Origin of the sequence: Chitinophaga vietnamensis (assembly GCF_902167635.1) — a bacterium.
GTDB lineage: Bacteria > Bacteroidota > Bacteroidia > Chitinophagales > Chitinophagaceae > Chitinophaga > Chitinophaga vietnamensis.
Genome location: NZ_CABHMS010000004.1, coordinates 581,614 through 599,884, shown reverse-complemented (window position 1 = coordinate 599,884; position 18,271 = coordinate 581,614). Strand labels below are relative to the sequence as shown.

Annotated in this window: 16 protein-coding genes; 4 read left to right on the top strand and 12 right to left on the bottom strand. The window is 49.7% G+C overall.

Annotation, left to right across the window (positions count from 1 at the left end; genetic code table 11):
* Positions 1–214: 214 nt before the first annotated feature.
* On the bottom strand, positions 215–595 hold the full coding sequence (locus FPG75_RS13695) for a winged helix-turn-helix transcriptional regulator (protein WP_143307418.1): 381 nt from the start codon (positions 593–595) through the stop codon (positions 215–217).
* A gap of 76 nt (positions 596–671) precedes the next feature.
* On the opposite strand from FPG75_RS13695, the gene FPG75_RS13690 reads away from it, so the two are divergent.
* Both FPG75_RS13690 and FPG75_RS13685 read left to right on the top strand, forming a co-directional pair.
* Positions 672–1,559: an NmrA family NAD(P)-binding protein gene (locus FPG75_RS13690; RefSeq protein WP_143307417.1), complete on the top strand. Its 888-nt coding sequence runs from the start codon at positions 672–674 to the stop codon at positions 1,557–1,559.
* 11 nt (positions 1,560–1,570) lie between these two features.
* A complete protein-coding gene (locus FPG75_RS13685) occupies positions 1,571–1,987 on the top strand; it encodes a nuclear transport factor 2 family protein (protein ID WP_143307416.1) in 417 nt (138 codons plus the stop codon).
* Between the two features lie 12 nt (positions 1,988–1,999).
* Here FPG75_RS13685 and FPG75_RS13680 read toward each other — a convergent pair whose 3' ends face one another.
* Genes FPG75_RS13680 through FPG75_RS13670 form a run of 3 tightly spaced genes read right to left on the bottom strand, consistent with a single transcriptional unit; the run spans position 2,000 to position 3,229 of the window.
* On the bottom strand, positions 2,000–2,398 hold the full coding sequence (locus FPG75_RS13680; RefSeq protein WP_143307415.1) for a VOC family protein: 399 nt from the start codon (positions 2,396–2,398) through the stop codon (positions 2,000–2,002).
* A complete protein-coding gene (locus tag FPG75_RS13675) occupies positions 2,395–2,790 on the bottom strand; it encodes a VOC family protein (protein ID WP_143307414.1) in 396 nt (131 codons plus the stop codon). The genes FPG75_RS13680 and FPG75_RS13675 overlap by 4 nt, the downstream gene beginning before the upstream one ends.
* 52 nt (positions 2,791–2,842) lie before the next feature.
* Positions 2,843–3,229, bottom strand: a complete 387-nt coding sequence (locus FPG75_RS13670; protein ID WP_143307413.1) for a helix-turn-helix domain-containing protein — start codon at positions 3,227–3,229, stop codon at positions 2,843–2,845.
* Positions 3,230–3,247: 18 nt separating this feature from the next.
* Between FPG75_RS13670 and FPG75_RS13665 the strand changes: the two genes are divergently transcribed.
* On the top strand, positions 3,248–4,063 hold the full coding sequence (locus tag FPG75_RS13665) for an AraC family transcriptional regulator (protein ID WP_143307412.1): 816 nt from the start codon (positions 3,248–3,250) through the stop codon (positions 4,061–4,063).
* Between the two features lie 77 nt (positions 4,064–4,140).
* On the top strand, positions 4,141–5,001 hold the full coding sequence (locus FPG75_RS13660) for an SDR family oxidoreductase (RefSeq protein WP_143307411.1): 861 nt from the start codon (positions 4,141–4,143) through the stop codon (positions 4,999–5,001).
* Here FPG75_RS13660 and FPG75_RS13655 read toward each other — a convergent pair.
* The 8 genes from FPG75_RS13655 to FPG75_RS13620 form a co-directional block, all read right to left on the bottom strand.
* A complete protein-coding gene (locus FPG75_RS13655) occupies positions 4,998–5,498 on the bottom strand; it encodes a VOC family protein (RefSeq protein WP_143307410.1) in 501 nt (166 codons plus the stop codon). The genes FPG75_RS13660 and FPG75_RS13655 overlap by 4 nt on opposite strands.
* A gap of 132 nt (positions 5,499–5,630) precedes the next feature.
* A complete protein-coding gene (locus FPG75_RS13650) occupies positions 5,631–6,527 on the bottom strand; it encodes a metallophosphoesterase family protein (RefSeq protein ID WP_143307409.1) in 897 nt (298 codons plus the stop codon).
* A 1-nt stretch (position 6,528) separates the two neighbouring features.
* A complete protein-coding gene (locus tag FPG75_RS13645) occupies positions 6,529–8,328 on the bottom strand; it encodes a RagB/SusD family nutrient uptake outer membrane protein (protein ID WP_143307408.1) in 1,800 nt (599 codons plus the stop codon).
* A gap of 31 nt (positions 8,329–8,359) precedes the next feature.
* Complete coding sequence (locus FPG75_RS13640; RefSeq protein WP_161596801.1) at positions 8,360–11,821, bottom strand: TonB-dependent receptor; 3,462 nt, start codon at positions 11,819–11,821, stop codon at positions 8,360–8,362.
* Between the two features lie 254 nt (positions 11,822–12,075).
* Positions 12,076–13,140: a FecR family protein gene (locus tag FPG75_RS13635; protein ID WP_143307406.1), complete on the bottom strand. Its 1,065-nt coding sequence runs from the start codon at positions 13,138–13,140 to the stop codon at positions 12,076–12,078.
* A gap of 62 nt (positions 13,141–13,202) precedes the next feature.
* Positions 13,203–13,739 (bottom strand): RNA polymerase sigma-70 factor, encoded by a 537-nt coding sequence (locus tag FPG75_RS13630; protein WP_236652915.1) that lies wholly within the window; start codon positions 13,737–13,739, stop codon positions 13,203–13,205.
* Between the two features lie 224 nt (positions 13,740–13,963).
* A complete protein-coding gene (locus FPG75_RS13625) occupies positions 13,964–16,828 on the bottom strand; it encodes a tetratricopeptide repeat protein (protein WP_143307404.1) in 2,865 nt (954 codons plus the stop codon).
* The gene (locus FPG75_RS13620; protein ID WP_143307403.1) at positions 16,825–18,270 is read right to left on the bottom strand and encodes a glycosyltransferase family 2 protein; all 1,446 of its coding nucleotides are present in this window, start codon (positions 18,268–18,270) and stop codon (positions 16,825–16,827) included. Before FPG75_RS13620 ends, FPG75_RS13625 begins: the two co-directional genes overlap by 4 nt.
* Position 18,271: the final 1 nt, after the last annotated feature.

Genomic DNA, 18,271 nt, shown 5'->3' with positions numbered 1-18,271 from the left:
CGGAATGTATCTGGCTTATCAGCAAGCATGCATATAAAAGTTTCATGACCTGGACGATTCAGAAGACAAGGAGCTGATACTTTTGTTTCATGACATTATTTTTAACTGATGAAACAAAAGTATATTCCATGAACCGCCCTTTTTTATGGGAAACCGTAATCAGTCGTTTTCTATCGGAATTTTTTGAATAGGGAGAATTGCAGTCTTTTTTACTTCAGGGCATGGTTGCTTTCATCGCATCAAACTGGCTGCTGTCCTTCATCGCCCAATCAGCCATGGCCATCAGTATGGGGCTCAGGCCCTGCCCCGAAGGGGTAAGGCTATAGATGGTAACAGGTGGTATCACCTGCTCTACTTTTCTTACTATTAGATTATCTGCCGCTAATTGTTTTAAATGCTGCACCAACATTTTTTCCGTGATGGCAGGTATAGACCGCTTCAACTCACTATAGCGTTTAGGGCCCGACATCAGGTAATAAAGAATGATCGCTTTCCAATGACCGCCGATTTTATTCATCACATAAGTTATCGGACAGATCGTTTCAGAAATGTTCTTGTTCTCGTTCCAGGTGGAGTGTTCTTTTACTTTTGTCATGACCACTTACTTTCGGGTAGGTACTTGTCAGATTGTAAGCACAAAAATAGCTTTGCATCAACACAAAAACAAAAAAATGAAAATCACAATTACCGGATCGCTTGGAAATATAGGCAAGCCACTTGCGGAAACGCTCATCAGGAACGGCCATCAGCTGACTGTTATCAGCAGCGATCAGAAAAAAATAAAGGACATTGAATTGTTGGGCGCCACAGCTGCGATTGGCTCCGTTGCTGACGCTGATTTTCTCGCCGCTGCTTTTAAAGGAGCTGACGCCGTTTATACAATGGTTCCGCCAAACATGAACGTCAGCAACTATCTTCAATATGTGGCCGAAATAGGTAAAAGCTACGCGGAAGCGATCACCAACTCAGGGGTAAAACGGGTGGTGAACCTCAGCAGCATTGGCGCACATCTGGACAAGGGCAATGGGCCGATTGCAGGACTTCACCAAGTAGAAGAAACGCTGAATCGCCTTGATGGCGTCGCGATCAGGCACCTGCGGCCCGGCCTCTTCTTCTCCAATTTCTTTTTCCAGATACCCGCCATTCGCCATAAGAATATCATGGGCAATAACTACAGCGGCCAGATAAACGTAGCGATCGTGCATCCGAAAGACATTGCAGAAGCGGCCGCAGAGGAGCTGCAAAGCCCGTTTGATGGTAAAAGTCACCGGTATGTGGTAGGCGATGAACTGAAAATGAACGACGCCGCTAACATACTGGGCGCCGCTATCGGGAAGCCCGACTTAAGCTGGCATCAGTTCAGCGATCAGGAAACATTTACAACCATGCAAGCGAACGGAATGTCGGAAGCAATCGCTAAACTATATGTAGAAATAGGACAGGCTATCAGCACCGGCATTTTATTCACAGACTTTCGCCAACACCGGCCTGAACATAGCGCTCCCCGCAAGCTCGTTGATTTTGCAAAGGAATTTGCCGCTATTTATAGTACCTTTTAAGAAATAGCACTATGATCGACAGAAATCATCCCGCATTTAAAACAGGAGCAGCCCCCTTCTACGAAATTATTATGGAAGGTCTCCAAGGAGAAGTAGATGGCAACCATTTCTGGGATGCCGTAGCGGAGGACGCAGTATTTGAATTTTTATATCACTTCCCCGGATTCGCCTCTCAGATCAATGGACGCAAAGCCTATATGGACTGGTTCGGCGGATACGCGATGACACTTCACACCGCGGATAATCTTGTTGTTCACAAATCAACAGCGCCAGGTGTGGTGATACTGGAATATGCGGTTCATGGCGTAACACCTGCCAACAAACCTTATGATAACAGGTTTTGCTCGATCATTACCATCCGCAATAGAAAGATCGTTCACTGGCGTGACTATATGGACTCCCTCGCAGTGATGAACGCCATGCGCTGATATGATTTCAAACTACTGCAAATTCAATTGCCACGAAACCCCGAACTGGTCCGTCACCCAGGCAAATTGCCGGCTAAAGCCATAGCTGCCCAAGGGCATCTTCACGTCTCCGTTTTCAGATAGTCTGGAAAAGAACTTCTGGATCTCTGCTTCGCTCTCACACGCGACATAATTTGAAACGGCAGGCGTGAAGTCCCAGCTATGGACAGGCGGACTATCACTGCACATGAACTTTTGTCCGTTCAACTCAAACACGGCCATCATAATCGTATTTTCTTTACCTGGCCCCTCCTTTCCCCAACGCTGCATGTGCAGCACTTTGGAATGGTCGAATAAGCTGATATAGAAATTCATGGCCAGTTCCGCATCATTCTTTTGAAAGGTGAGGAACGTGATGATCTTTTGTTTCATAGCATTTCAACTATTTGAATATTATTTCCACAGGTATCGTTGAACACGGCAATTTTCACGGTTCCCATTTCTGTTGGACCTACGCTGAACGCAACACCCATATTCGTAAGCCGCTCAAACTCTTGCTGAACGCTGTCTACATTAAACTGTGTATAAGGTATTCCTGCATCCAGCAGTGCCTGCTGGTATACTCTGGCGGGCTCAAAATGGATGGGAGACGGCTCCAACAGCAGTTCCGGCCCATCCTGTTCTTCCTTGCTCACCACGGTGAGCCAGCGGCTGCTGGCATCCAGCGGCAGGTCGATCTTCTTGATAAAACCCAATTTTTCTGTATAAAATTTTAACGCCTTTTCCTGGTCCAGCACCGGGATGCTGATAATTTTTACTCTCATCTTATTACTTATTTTAAGCGATGGCCATAAAATTCGCGAAGCAGATGGTCAATCACTTTGCGAAAGTTGCTCTTTTTTGAAAAGCAAGGGGCGTCAGGCCAATTTTACTTTTGAATAAAGTACTGAATGAACTCGGGCATTCAAAGCCGACTGCAAAGCAGGTATCAGTAACGGTCATCCCGTTCTTTAGATTATCTTTGGATATTTCAATCCGTTTATCTGTGAGGTACTGTTTCGGGGTAAGCCCGTAATATTTTTTGAACAGCCGGAGCAGATGGAATTTAGAGGCAAAGCCGATGTTAGACAGCAGGACCAGGTTCACTTCCTTGTCGATGTTATCATCAATATAATTTTTTGTTTTGATGACCGCATCCAGCTGCCTTTGGTTTGAATAACAAACTTTCTTGATCCGGAGGATTTCCTGTTGATAAAAAGTCATATACTCAAATATAAGAAAATGAAAGATAAAGTGGGCTACGAGGGCTACCGGATCGCTGTTCCGCCAGCATTTGAGGAAGTGTTTTCGCACTTCTATTTTTCCCGTAATAATAGCCCTGCGGCCCTTACGCAAACGCTGCTGCCCTCCTATCGGGTGATGATGATGTTCAGCTTTGGCACACCGCCGTTCTTCAAGACCCGCGAGGGCGAGGAAATTACAGCAGGGAAATGCCTGGTGGCCGGGCCTGTCAAACAAGCGATCGACTACACGCTGCCGCCGGCAACAGCCATACTGGTGGCTAATTTTAAAGATGATGCCTTTTCCCGCTTCTTCGGAAGCACCTGTTTACCACAGCACCAACCAACACACCCTGATACGCTGCTGACCGACAATTGCTTCACCCAGCTGTGGGAAGAACTGAATCAATTGGAAAGTATTGAACAAAGGGTAAATCATATCCTCGACTTTTGCAAGCCCTACCTGAAAGCGCGCGACCATCTTGCAGAACAGATAGCCGGTTTTCATAACAACAACCTAAGCCCGGTAAAAGAAATTTCTGAGAAGAACAACCTCTCGGAAAGAGCGGTTCAAATGAGCCATAAAAAACATTTTGGCTATTCTGCCAAAGAACTCAACCGCTATCAACGTTTTTTAAAAGCGATTGAACAGATACAAGCGATTGCTGCTGCAGATGCTAAAATAGATTGGTTTGAAATAATCGCCAACTGTGGCTATTATGACCAGAGCCAGCTGATACACGATTTCAAACATTATCTCAACCTCAGCCCGTCTAAATATCTCCGCTTCCAGCAAGATATCTGCAATGCCCGTTAAGCGGTTTCGTTTTCTTACAATTTTATCGGCGCGCTTGTCGGCACCTTTGTGTTATCAAATAACTCTAAAATTATTTTATGACACAAGCGAAAATCTTTATCACTGGCGCTACCGGTAATGTAGGCGCCGCATTAATAAAAAAACTGACCGTCCCCTTTAAAGCATTAGTAAGGAATGGCGATGATATAAGCAGGTTCAATCATCTTCCACACGCTGAGATCATTGTGGGCGACCTGGCCGATGAAGCCCTGCTGGCCCGTTCATTGGAAGGGATGGAAAAAGCATTCCTGTTGACCAACTCATCTGAACAGGCGGAACAACTGCAAATGAATTTTGTTGATGCCGCTCATAAAGCCGGCGTTCGGCATCTGGTAAAGCTCTCACAGTTCGCGGCGGATGAAAATTCTCCTGTTCGTTTTCTACGTTATCATGCGAAAGTGGAAAACCGGATTAAAGCACTGGGGCTAACTTATACTTTCCTTCGCCCTAATTTATACATGCAGGGTACGATTGCTTTTAAAGATTTTATCAGGAACAACAACGCCTTCTATGCCGCTGTTGGCAATGCCGCCATCAGCGCGGTTGATGTAAGGGATATTGCCGCGGTGGCTGCAAAGGCGCTCACAGAAAACGGGCATGAAAATAAAATTTACAACATCACCGGCCCGGAAGCGCTTACGCATTACCAGATGGCAGATACATTCTCCCGGTTGCTCGGCAGAAAAATTGAATTTGTTGATGCAGCGCCGGAACAAATGGAGGCAGCTGTACGCGCGGCCGGATTCCCTGAATGGCAGGTGGGTGGCCTGATTGAAGACTATGCGCATTATGCCCGTGGAGAAGCTGCCGCTGTGAGCAGCACCGTAACAGATATTACACACGAGCGCGCTATCAGCTTCGGGCAGTTTGTTAGGGACTATAAGGAGTGGTTCTTTTAACGGGCTTTCTCCATCTGCTGAACGATCTTCCATCCTTCTGGCGTAATGCCCATGATCTCCGTCATCACACCCAAAGTTTGATAGGTATCGAAAAAGGCCATTCGCGCAATCGGATGATCTACTTCGCTTACCATTGCGTAACCTTGTTCGCGCAGCTTGTTGGTCACCTGCTCAAAACCACTCACAGGCAAGCGGAAGGCAAGATGCTGTGCGCCGCCCATGGGATACTTTGCCAGGTAGTCGTGGAACATGCTCTGACCGGAAAGCGGCTGTATCAGCTCAATGAAAGCACTGCCGTTGTAGGTCTGCGTAACCAGCCAGTCGCCAGCTACCACTTTTCCATGATACGTCATGTCCATGTCTTGTGCACGTACATGTTCTGGTTCGGGAAAGCCCGCGATACCCAAAGTGTTGCCAAGAAATTTTGTAGCGGCATGGATATCCGGCACCACCCAGCCGATCTGGGCTAATTCAAGCCCGGCAGCATTGTTATTCATCTTATTGATTATTGTTTGAAACAAAGGTAGAATGTATGCCGCGGGCAAGTCAGGGGCATTCGTGACAATATACAGGCGTTTTTAGGGCATCCAGCAAATAAAAAAAGAGCGGTACCAGGTACCGCTCTTTTCCTAATATCCGTGAGGAATGTATTCATTCTCCACTTGCCCGTCTTCATACAAGCGGAGGATGGCAAAGCCCGGCGGCGTTTCATAATAGTAACCGGGACCGGCAGAATCTTTGTCGCCCTTGCCCCACCAGAAGCCCGACATCGCGCCATTACAGCAATAGCGGATGCCATTGTATACGGCATTATCGGAGAGATGATTGTGCCCGCTGAGGCATATCCGTATTTTATCTTTATGTTTGAAGAAGAGATTCTTCAGCTTCACATGATCGCTATGCCCGCCACCCACAAGCGAGGGCGTTACACCGAGGATCGGATAATGCGACATCAGCAGCACCGGCGTACCGGGCGCCAGCTGTTGCAGATCATTCTCCAGCCATTTGTACTGTTCTTCATCCAGCGATACATTATCGTTGTTACCATCCAGGATCACGAAGTGCCATCCTTTCCTGGTAAAACTATAATAGCGTGCCGGTATGCCCAAACGCTTTACCACATAGGGTTTGCCATACATCTCGTCCTCTTTGGAAGGCGCTTTCCACCACATATCGTGGTTACCTAAACAGCTGTACACCTCGTAAGGTTTGATCGTTTCCATACAGCGGTCCCAGATGTTCCACAGCTCCGTTACGCGTTCACGTTTCACATCGTCGTAGGAGGCGTCGAAGATGGAATCGCCGCCATTGAGGATAAAATCCACGCCGTGTTTTTTAACCGCGCCGAGGCATTTTTTGAAGCGCTCAGGCGCATCTTCATCCGGGCGTATATGCACATCCGTTATATGTGCAATGGTGAGCGCCGGTTTCCGTTTGGAGGCTGTGGTAGCGGCTTTCGCGGCAGGCGCCAACAAGGATGCTGCGGCCAGCAGGCCTCCGCCTTTGATAATACTTCTTCTGTTCATATTATTGCCAGTCAAAAATTTGTTTGAGATTCGGGTTCAATACTGTCTGGGCATAAGGTATCGGACGGTAATAAAATTTCGGCTCGATGAACTTGCGCGACATACCCTCTGTAACGATAGCGCCGCCGGCAGTACCGTTTTTCAGATATACGGTCACGTTATCTCCATAAGCGCCTGCCCTGTAATAGATGAGGTTCACTCCCAGCGAGTTTTTCTCTTTCTTATCGTCGGTAGGGATTTCAGCGCTCTTGTCGATGAGGATGATATCTTCAATGCCATCGCCGGTGAGATCATATTTACCCAGGCCAGGAAAGTACATCCCCTCCGGAAGCTGCGCCAGCAGCGAGCCACCGCGCCATCTCATCAGGTCGTCGTAGCGGAAGCCTTCCATGGCCAGCTCCACTCTCCTTTCGCGGCGTATCTCGAGGATAGCGCCTTTCATGGCGCCGCTCACATCAGGATATTTGGCGGCCATCACGGGATCTATATTGCCATTGACCATGGCGAGGTTCATCGCAGGCATTTGCACACGGGCGCGCAGCAGGTTGATGGTATTGTCGAGATCGGCCTGTGTAAGCGTACCCTGCTCTGCTTTCGCCTCTGCATTGATCAGTAAGGTTTCTGCATAGCGATATACGGGCACGGCTACACTATTTGCCATGTTGTTGTCTGTAGTATTGATAAAACCTTTCACCTGGTGATAACCGGAGAAGTTCTTGTTCAGTCGCTGGATATACGGTTTAGTATCCGGCACGCGTATAAAACCAGGTGCGGCGATTGTTTGCGCCAGACGGCGGTCGCGATGACGGAACTCCTGCACAAACTGCATCTGCGCATATCCTGGCTGATCGGTGAAACGGGTACCGTCATCCATCAGGTAACTCTGGACGAGATCGCGGGCAGGCGATTGCTCATAGTCGCCGAAGGCCGTACCGGTACCGCCATTGCTCACGCCTTTGCTTACATCATAAGGATGGGCCAGGATCATTTCTTTATTACCGGAAAGGTCTACTGTGCTGAACAGCGCTGCATAATCCTTATCCGGCTTGCCGGTATTATAGATGCCGAAGCCGCCATTGCTCATGATATCCTGTGTTACCTTGATCGCAGAATCGAGGAAGCGGCCGGCACTTGGCTGCAGATTCAGCTCCGGATGGTATTTGCGGTATACGCCTTCGTACAGCGCGATGCGCGCAAACAGCGCTTTAACGGCCCACACATTCGGTGTACCGGCTGGCACTGCACTGCGCACATGTGCAGCGGCAAAGCTCAGATCAGCGATCATACTGTCTACCACCAATGCGCGCGGATCGCGGGGCTTGTAGAGCAGTGCGCTGTCGCCGGGGTTCATGGTATGACTGTACCAGGGCACATCAGAATAACGTTTGATCATCCCGAAATAAAACATGGCGCGATAATATCTCGCCATACCGGCATAATGATCTTTCACATCCTGCGTTACATTGGCTTTGCTATAATTGTCCAGGAAATAATTGATATTACGCAGGCGACCCCAATCCCAGCCATTGGTAAGGGTTTGCGACGAAGGGCTGCCCGTCATCACACCTTTTACTTCAATGGCCGCAGTAGTGGCCATGTTGTCGCTGCTCTGGTCGTCGTAGTATATCCCGGTACCAGGCATGGAGAGTAGCCCGTTGACATACAGTACCAGGTCTTCTTCTGATTTAAAGAAGAGTTGTGGAGAGATAGCATCCTGCGGATATCTGTCGAGAAAAGATTTTTTACAGGCCGTACCAGCTATGATAATACTGGTGATTATAAAGATGAAAAGCTTTTTCATGTTACTGTTTTTAAAATTTCCCCGTCATTGTTTACAGGTCAAGATTCAAGCCCACTGCATATTTGCGCTGATAGGGATATTCCCATCCATAGCCATCCGTGATCGATTCGGGATCAAGGTATTTTTTGATGGCGGAGAACTCGAAGATGTTCTCACCGGATACGAATACACGTAAACGTGCAATGCGGTAACGTTTGGTGAACGACTGCGGCAGTGTGTAGCCGATCGTTACGTTCTTCACACGGAGGTAAGCGGCATTCAGCAGGTATTTGGTCTGCGGGATATCGAGGCCCGCGCCATAGTTGTTATCTGCCAGCCATGATTGCAGCACCGGGAAATAAGAATTGGTATTGGCGTCTGCCAGGCCTGCCGCGATGTATGATTTGGAATGCTGAGCGCGCATCGCCGGATCATCGGCGGTAGCACGGTAGAAGTCCAGGTTCCAGGGATAGATATTGGCATATGGCTGCTGGTAAGGGCCCCAGAAGAGATAGTGATGCGGGTAGAAGTCCATCTTGGCGATACCTTGCAGGAATACCGACACATCGAATCCTTTCCAGCTGGCATCGAGATTAACGCCAAAACGGTAGCGCGGGCTGCTGTTACCGATGATGCTGAGGTCTTTCGGATCTTTGGCAGTAGTGCCCTGTTCGATCTTGCCATCTCCATTGAGGTCCTTGTATTTAGGCCATCCTGGCACGATCTGAAGCGCGCCCCAGGGAATGATAGCACTTTCATCCAATGCTTTGATCTCGTCTTTATTCCGGAACATACCGTCGTTGGTGAGGCCCCATATCTCGCCAATGGTCTGGCCTTCACGGTAATTACCCAACAGCTGCTGATCATTTTTGAAACGGGTGATCCTGGTCTTGTCATCAGACAAAAACACTTTGATGCCATAGCTCAGCTGATCTTTCGCCACATTCACACTGTTACGGTAAGCTACTGTCAGCTCCCATCCGCGGGTAGAGAGGTCGGCAGCATTCTGCGGCGCGGGTGAAGTACCGAGTACGCCTGGCAACTCCACGCCGCCGGTCAGCATTCCTTTGGTATTGCGCACGTAGTAATCGAAAGTGGCCAGCACATGGTTATCGAACAAACCGATATCAGTGCCCACATTGGTAGTGATCACCTTCTCCCAGGTATAAGAGTTCGGGTCCACATTCAGGAGCGGTGCGCCTGAAGCAACGGTGGAACCGGCAGCGCCGCCTATCAGGTATCCGGAAGTAGCGGTGGGGATAGTTTGGATATGGCGGAAGTTCGCCACATTCTGGTTACCCAAACTACCATACGATGCCCTGAATTTGAGCGTAGACAGCGCGCGGAGCGATTTCAGGAAATGCTCTTCACTCGCGATCCAGGCGGCAGAAACAGATGGGAAGAAGCCCCAGCGGCCCGTAGGCAAAAAGCGGGAAGATCCATCGTAACGCCCATTACCTTCAATGATGTAACGATCTTTATAAGTATAATTGATCCTGCCGAATAAGCCACGCAGTGCATAGGATTGATAGGTGCCTGAAACAGTAGGGGCGCCATTTGTAACACTGATATAAGGCAGGGAGGACGAGATCAATCCTGCCTTGGAAGCGTTCACCACACTGGATTCATAGCTCTCCTGGTTATAACCTGCCAGCACTTGTATACGATGGTCATGCGCCAGCGTTTTATTGTAGGTGGCAAACAGGTCATAAACATCCTGCGTCACCATCGTATTATTTTCTGTTACGGAGCCGGTACCGCCTTCTTCACGTACGTCATTAGGGCCATAGCCGATGCGGTATTTGCGATAGTCGGCATGTGATTTCCAGAGCTCGCGTTTGAAGCTCGCATCCGCCGTCACTTGCAGGTCGTTATTCAGGAACGAGGCAACACCTCTGATCACATCCTGCAAACCGAAGCGGGTAAGCGTGCTGCGACCGCCATCCACGAGTTTAGCGGCCAGCCGGCCAGCACCGGTATTGGCCCAGGTGCCATCAGGGTTTACAGCCACTTGCGTAGGTTGCAGGTAATATACGTCGGTGATATTGTTGCTGGGCGCATCCGCCTTGGTTTGATAAATACTCAAGTTGTTATCTATCTGTAACCATTTCAAGGGGCGGATATTCAGTTTGTTTCTCAAACCATAACGATCCCATTTATCTTTCGACAACTTGTTGAGGCCATTTTCATCGGTGAAATCAGCAGAGAGCAGGTAAGAGATCGGCATCTTCTTCGCTGTCTCCGCAGAACCATTCAGCGAAATGCTGTGGTACTGCGAGAAATTGGATTTACTGAAGAAGTAATCATTCCAGTTGTTACTGCCCATGTACGCCCATTTGGTAGGATCGCTGGGATCGATGCGGGTATCCGGCAGGGAAGGATTATCGGATCTTTCTTTCGCCCATTTAAAATATTCATCGGAATAATTTACATAGGTCCAGGGTGTATTGTTGGTAGAGGTTTCCAGCACACGGGAATAGATATAGGGATCGGTAACCGGCTCTGGTAACACGGTTCTCTTTGACCGTGCAAAATAATTGCTGTAGCTCACCGTTTGACGGCCGCCGGGCACGCCTTGTTTGGTGGTGATCAGCAACACGCCGAAAGCGGCGCGGGCGCCGTAGATGGCCGCTGATGCCGCATCGCGCAATACCGAAATAGTAGCGATATCGGAAGGGTTCAGGCGGATCAGGTCATCTGTAGAACCAGCGATGCCATCGATGAGGATGAGCGGCGCATTGGAAGCATCATTATTAATAGAAGTAAATCCACGCACATTGATCTTGGGTGTTTGCCCGGGCGCGCCACCTTTATACGTGATATTAAGGCCGGCGCTAAGCCCCTGCAAACCCTGCATGATATTGGCGATCGGCCGCTCTGCCAGCTGCTTGCCGTTGATCTGGTCAATCGCGCCGGTAACGTTGATCTTCTTTTGCGTACCATATCCCACCACGATCACTTCTTCCATAGAGTTCCTGGAAGCTTCCATGGTGATGGTCACATGATCCCTGCCATTCAGCGAAACCTCCTGCGGATCAAAGCCGACGTACGACAGCACCAACACCGCGTTCTCCGGCACTTTCAGTTCAAAGCCGCCTTTCACATCGGTGGTCACACCGATAGCGGTATTTTTCAAACGCACGGTAACGCCCGGCAGTGGCTCGCCTGCGGAGTTGATCACCGTACCTTTCACCAACACATCCTTGCTTACGATGGCGGCTGGTGCAATCACTATTATATTGCCTGGCATCAGGCGATAACGCAGGGAAGTATTATGCAGTAACTGTTCCAGCACTTTATCTACCGGCTGCTCCATCGCGTCAACAGACACTTTCTGGTGCAACGGCATGTTGTCATCATTGTACACAAAGCGGTAGCTGCTGGTCTTCTCCAGCGCTGCCAGCGCCTTCTCCAACTGTACTTGCGAGAGCTTCAATGTAATCTTCGACTGGGAATGTACCGCAGCGCTCAGATGCAAACAGGCGACCGTTAAGAGCAGCGTAAAAAACTTCATAAAAATTAACAGTTTATACAGCCCCCGCCGCAGCGGGACACAATTGTCCACTGTGTTTTTTTTCATACTTTTGTTTTGTTGGTTAATTAATTGGATTGTTGCGCAAAAGACAATACGAAGCCGTTAACCGATAAATACACGGGGAATGGTGCGAACATTTCCCGTTTTTTTATCCGTTAAGGAAAAGTTGACGAAATCAGCTTTGTTACTGGTGAATTAAGCCATAGTTACGGTTTTACATGATTTAAACAAGACTACTCGATCCAGATTTTCCCCCTTGCATCTTTAGTATAGGAAAATGAATTGGTAGACGCGAGCGCCTCCAACACGTTATCAAGATTATCCGTTTCAAATACGCCGGTGAAATACAATTGCTTCCGTTTATTATTGCGGAAGCCGATCTCCACGCCATACCATTGTTCCAGCATGGCGCTTACTTTCTCCAGTTCAAGATGTTTGAACGCGAGTTTATTTTTTACCCAGGCGGTTTCAGATACAAGGCTGTCGCGCACTTGCGTGAGATGCTGCTTGTAAACAGTCAGCGGTATTTTTTTATTATCTATTTCTTTTACCGGTTCATCAGAATGTTCGAAGAGATTGGCCGGTACGGTGAGCTTTTCGTTAGGACGCAATGCCACCAACTGTTTGCCGGCTTTGTCGAGCTGCACTTGCACTGCTCCCTGCACCAGTGAAGTAACGGCGCTGTCTTCCCCGGGATAGGCCCGTACATTGAAAGCAGTACCCATTACCAGTATCGTAAAGGATTTTGTTTGTACGCGGAAAGGCCGGTTGGCATCGGCGGCTACGTCAAAGAAGGCCTCTCCTTCCAGCTGCACAATGCGTGGCTGCTTATCGGCAAAGGCTTTGGGATAGTTGAGCCGGCTGCCGGCATTGAGCCATACCTGGGAGCCGTCGGGCAAAGTGATATGAGAGCGTGTACCCTTCAACGTTACCAGCTGTTCTTTTGGCGCCGGTGGTACAACAGGATGTTGCAGCCAGCGCCAGCCTGCAAAAGCGATGAGCGCGATGCTGGCTGCTGCGGCTACGGCTCGCAGCCAGATGCGGCGCACAGGGCGCGGCGCAGGCTCGTCTGCGGCCTGCTCACCGGGCTGTTGCTGTAAACGTTGCAGATGCCGCTCCAGCATCTGCTGTGCAGGCGCCTGCCGGGAGGTTTCCTGCCAGCGCCTTGTAAACACTTCCCGGATATAGGAAGCATGCGGATATTGCTGCAACAGCTGTTGCAGCTCCTCCGACTCGGCAGTGGTCAGCTCATTGGCGATTTCCCTGGCCAGCAGGTGATACAATCTTTCCTGGTCCATACTACTGATATTAAAAGGACAACGTTGGTGTCAACAATTCCCTAAAGGTTTTTGAAATTTTTTTAAGAGTCGAGATGAAGATAGGATTGTGCCAGTTCGCTGGATAGATCAAAGCGAACAGCCTGGGTTATTTTCTTCACAGCAATGGTCAGCTGTGCGTCTACAGTTTTGGGAGAGATGTTCAATAACTCCGCTACTTCACGGTAGCTGAGCTGGTCGTGCTTCACCAGCCGGAATATCAACTGGCAGCGGGCTGGCAAGCTGCGGATCGCGGCTTCCACTTTCTGCGATACCTCCGCAGAGATCATACCGCTCTCGGCATCAGGCGCAATCAGCAAGGCGGTAGTATCCAGCAATTCCAGGCTGGCATGCAAATGCCGCTTCTGCTGTTGTAAGGCGTTCAGGGAAAAATTCCGGGTGGCAACATACAGATATACAGCGGGGTTCTCTACATGTCCCAGCTGGTGGCGCTTTTGCCAGACCATCATAAAAACGTCGGATACAATTTCTTCGGCGAGGTGGAACGATGAAACAATGGCCGCGGAGAAATGAAGCAATCGCTCACATAAAGCAAGATACAACTCATTGTACGCTTGCATATCATCCGCGCAGACCCTTTCAAAAAGAGACTTAATCTGCTCATTGTTCCTCATGACACAAAAATATATAAATCAAGGAAAGCCTATTATTAACGATGTGTTACGATTTTGGTTGTTCACGTTGCTATTAAAAGTAATAATAAAAAATGAGAAACGCTCCTTCCGGAGCGTTTCTCATTTTTTATTATCTCGTTTTATGATCTCGCCGCGACGGGGGCGGCACATCAGAAATTCCAGAGGAATAACGCGTAGATATCATACTGGTTCATATAGAGATTAGTACCGGTCTGTTGACGGGTCCAGGTGCCGTAAAGCCCTGCAGTGGCCCGCCCGCGGATCGTACGTTGGTAGCCTGCCGTCAGCGATGTAGATGTAAAACCCGCCACCCTGCCAAACTGGAAGTTACGGCTCCGGTCATCCGGCGATGCGCCGATACTGCCTATCAGGGCCAGGAAATCCTGCCGCTCCCGCATATAGAAACGGTTCGTCAATACATAAGCCTGGTACCACTGGTGTTCATCGGTAGTGGCAAAGCCGCGCAGGTTCACCCAATAGCTGCCCCACGTTTTCGCCACCGACGCTACAATAGAATAGTTGTTCATACTGTCGCTACGGATATAACGCGCGCCCAGCTCGCCTTCCCATTCTTTATTGAAATTACGGAACAGGGAATATCCCGCCCGCACCCTTGGAAATACCGATGATGGCGACCATCCCAGCAAGCCATAGGAATAATAACGCGGGTTGTGTTTATAGTAGGTCTCCGCCTCCAATTGTACGCCATTGCCCGCCTCGCGGCTGCCATAGTTGATCCGGCCGATGATGGAACCACGGTCGTAACGGTGCAGATACTGCAAAGACAGGATACTGCCGGGACGCAGGTCCTTATCATATACAGATTGCATGTATATGATCCCGGCCTGGTTACGATAGGAATGACTGGCCAGCTGGTCGGCATAGTTCCGCCATTTCTTTTCCTCTGGCTGCAAGGCATACAACTGCCTTGCTACGTTTGCCGCAGCGCCGTACTGGCGCAACTGTTCCAGCGCGCCGGCTTTCTTCTCCAGCAGCCCGGTATTATGCGCATCCTGTGCCAGGCCTTTATCTGCATACGCCAGCGCGGTATCGTATTGCTTGCGTGCAAAGGCAACGCCAACCAGGTTTTGCAGTACGGTCGTATCTTTCGGCGCTACGCTATAAGCGGTCTGATATAGCTGCCAGGCGCTGTCCCAGCGCTGGTTATCGCGCAATTGTTTGCCATGCGCCAGCAGCTGGTCGAGATACATATTGCGTAAAGTGGTATCTGAAGGATAGCGTTGATGCAATCTGCCAGATATCGTATAGGCGTCGGCGTAGTTGCCCGTTTGCTGCAACAAAGCGGAACGCTTTTGCAGGAACAGGGAATCGTCGTTGAAATGCTGTAATGCGTTGTAAGTGCTGGCAAGTGCCTCCCCTGGCTGGTTCCGGGCGATGTCCAGATTCACCAGGTAGCTCCATGCTTCCCGGTTACCGGGCGCCTGTTGCAACACCTCTTCCAACAGCGGCCTGGCTGCATCGTATTGCTGCAACTGCATATGTTGACGCGCAGCAGCCAGCAGCTGGTCGGTATAAGCCTGGCGGTAGCGCGTATCCTGTGGATAACGTTGTAACAACTCACGGCTCACTGCCGCCGCAGCGGCGTATTGCTGCATCGCTTCCAGCAGACCTGCTTTCTTGAAGAGCAAAGCAGTATCTGCCGGCTGTTTCGCCAGCAACCGGTCCAGCAATGTAAGCGCCTCCTGTGGCTTGCCCTGCAATGCTTTGAGGTTCGATAAGGACAGCAACACGGCAGCTTGCCCAGGCGCTACTTTCAGTGTTTGCTGTAACACCTGCGCTGCCTCTTCTTCTTTGTGTGCTCTCATTAATTTATTGGCATGTGCCAGTTGTAGGTCGGTATAGATCTGCTGATTCACCGCGGAAGGGCGCTGCTGCCATAACTTCAATGCTGTAGCCGCTGCCAGCGCCGTATTGGGCATCGCCTCCTGTATCCCGATCTGTTTTCTCCATATCTCCTCATCTCCCGGGAATCGCTGCAATGCTTTATTGCACCAGTCATTCGCCGCAGTATAATCACGCTGGCGGTAAGCCTGGTTAATCAACTGTATATAGGCGTCCCGGTTGGCAGGCTGTAAATTCACCAGCGGACTGGCATAAACAGCGGTGGAATCTGTGGGTAACAGTGCCGCATATACGTCGGCCAGGTGTTGCTTGTATGTCGCTGAGGAGGGGCGTTTGCGGTACAAGGCTTCTGCATAGGGCAGCGCCGCTTTGTACTGCCGCGCGGCAAAGAGAATGGAAGATATCTTCAGCATCCACGTTTCCTCTGCCGGTTGCAGGCGGTGCAGGCGCTCATAATAAGGCAATGCTTCCTGCGGGCGGCCCAGCGCCTCCAGCGATCCGGCAATGCCCTGCAAGGCTTCGGTATTCACACTGTCGCGCAACAGCACCTGCTCGTACATCTTCACGGCGCCGCTGCGGTTACCACTTTTGTTGCCCATATTGGCGGCCGACAACTGATAATCATGCAACACATTTTTCACCTGCGGATCATTCGGATACAAGGTGCGCAGCAGCGTGATGGTCTTGGCCTGCTCTACTACATTACTGCCCGCTTCTGCGATGCCGTAACGTTTTAACAAGAGGTCTTTATCCCGCGGATGCTTCTCCAATAACATATCCACATAACACAAAGCCTCTTCCTTGTTGCCTGTACGGTCGTACAGGTTGATGAGCGCATGCAGCAGCTCTTCGTTGCCCGGCGCGGTTTTCAGGGCAGTGTTCCATTCATGCTTCGCAGCGATGTACTGCCCGGTTTCTTCGTATAGGCGTCCCAGTAGTATGCGGATATCCGTATAGTCCGGACTTTGCGCCAGCGCTTTCTTGCACAACTTGATCGCTTTGGGATAATCTTTTTGTTCGTTGCGCGCCTCGAGCGCCATCTTGTACAGCACATCGGAAGACACCAGGCCGCTGCGTTGTGCAAACAACGATACAGCCGCCAGCTGCAACAACATCGTCAATATGATTATTCTCACTCTTCCCATGATCATCCTTCTTTTTTTGTTGTTGACTGCGTAAACCCTTGCCGCTGCATATTTCCCCAGGTATGTTTCTTGCCGGTCAACTGGTTAAGATATCCCCGGATAGCGCTGAAAAGCACGATCGGGTGGTATATAAAAGGTTCTGCCATTGAAAGCAAACAAAGCTGCATCACTTCTTTCCAGCTGCTGTAGTAGCGGAATATCAGGTGGTCCCAGAGGATCGACAAAGAAGTGATCAATACAGAGAATGTGTAGATGAACACCAGCAGGATGAGGGCATAATCCCAGTTGATGAGATGGTTCACCACGATGTAGATATAATAGATGATCCCTGCAAATTCGATCACCGGCGCCAGTAATTCGAAAAAGAAATTATAGGGGAAGATGATCAGCCCCAGTTTACGGTAACGGGGGTTGAACAACACTTTCCGATGGGTGGCAAATATCTGGAACAATCCCCTCGCCCAGCGCATACGCTGGCGGAAGAACACTTTCATCGTAGCCGGAACTTCTGTCCAGCAAAGGGTTTCAGGGATATAATGCACGCGGTAAGGCAGTTTCTGCTCGCACATATAACGGCACATGCGCACGATCATATCCATGTCTTCACCGAAAGAGCCGGGATCATAACCGCCGGAGCGGATCACGATCTCTTTATCAAATAAACCAAGGCCGCCAGATACATTAGGCACCGCGTTGATGAAGGTCCAGCCCATTTTTCCGAGGAGATAGGAACGTACATATTCCATTTCCTGGAAGCGGGGCAGCAATTGTTTCGGAATACGTTTGCGGGTGATCACGCCTGCTTCCACTTCGCAGGAGTTGGCGGCGCGCAAAGGCGCGCCAGTAGCGATCACACGGTCTTTATCATCCATGAAGGGCTTGATGAGCTTCAGCAGCGTATCCCGGTCGAGGATACAATCCACATCTGTATTCAGGAAGTAATCGAAAGAGGATGCATTGATACCGGCATTGATGGCATCTGCCTTGCTTTTGCCGTTCTCTTTATCTACCACCATCAATTTGGAATATGCCGGGTTGGATGATTTGAAAAAGCGTTTCACTGGTTTGGTAACGATCTCTTCACGGTAGGCAAACTTCACTTCTACCAGTTCAAATTCACCGATCAGTTTTTCGAGCGTATCGTCTTTGCTGCCATCGTTCACAATCACTACTTCAAAACGGCTGTAGTTGAGGGCCAGCAGGGAACGTACGTTCGGGATGATGGTCACGCCTTCATTATACGCCGGCGCGATCACGGAGATGCCCGGTGTAAGCGGCGACGCCACCAGCATATGTTGCCCTCTCACTTTATTCTTCCATAAACTACGCCTGATAGCGATCAGCGAAAGCACCGCCAGCAGGATATAGAAAAGGAATAACCCGGCGCAATAGATAAATATTGCGCTTTCGTAAAAGTCAGTGATATATTTAAAAAGATCCTTGAACATG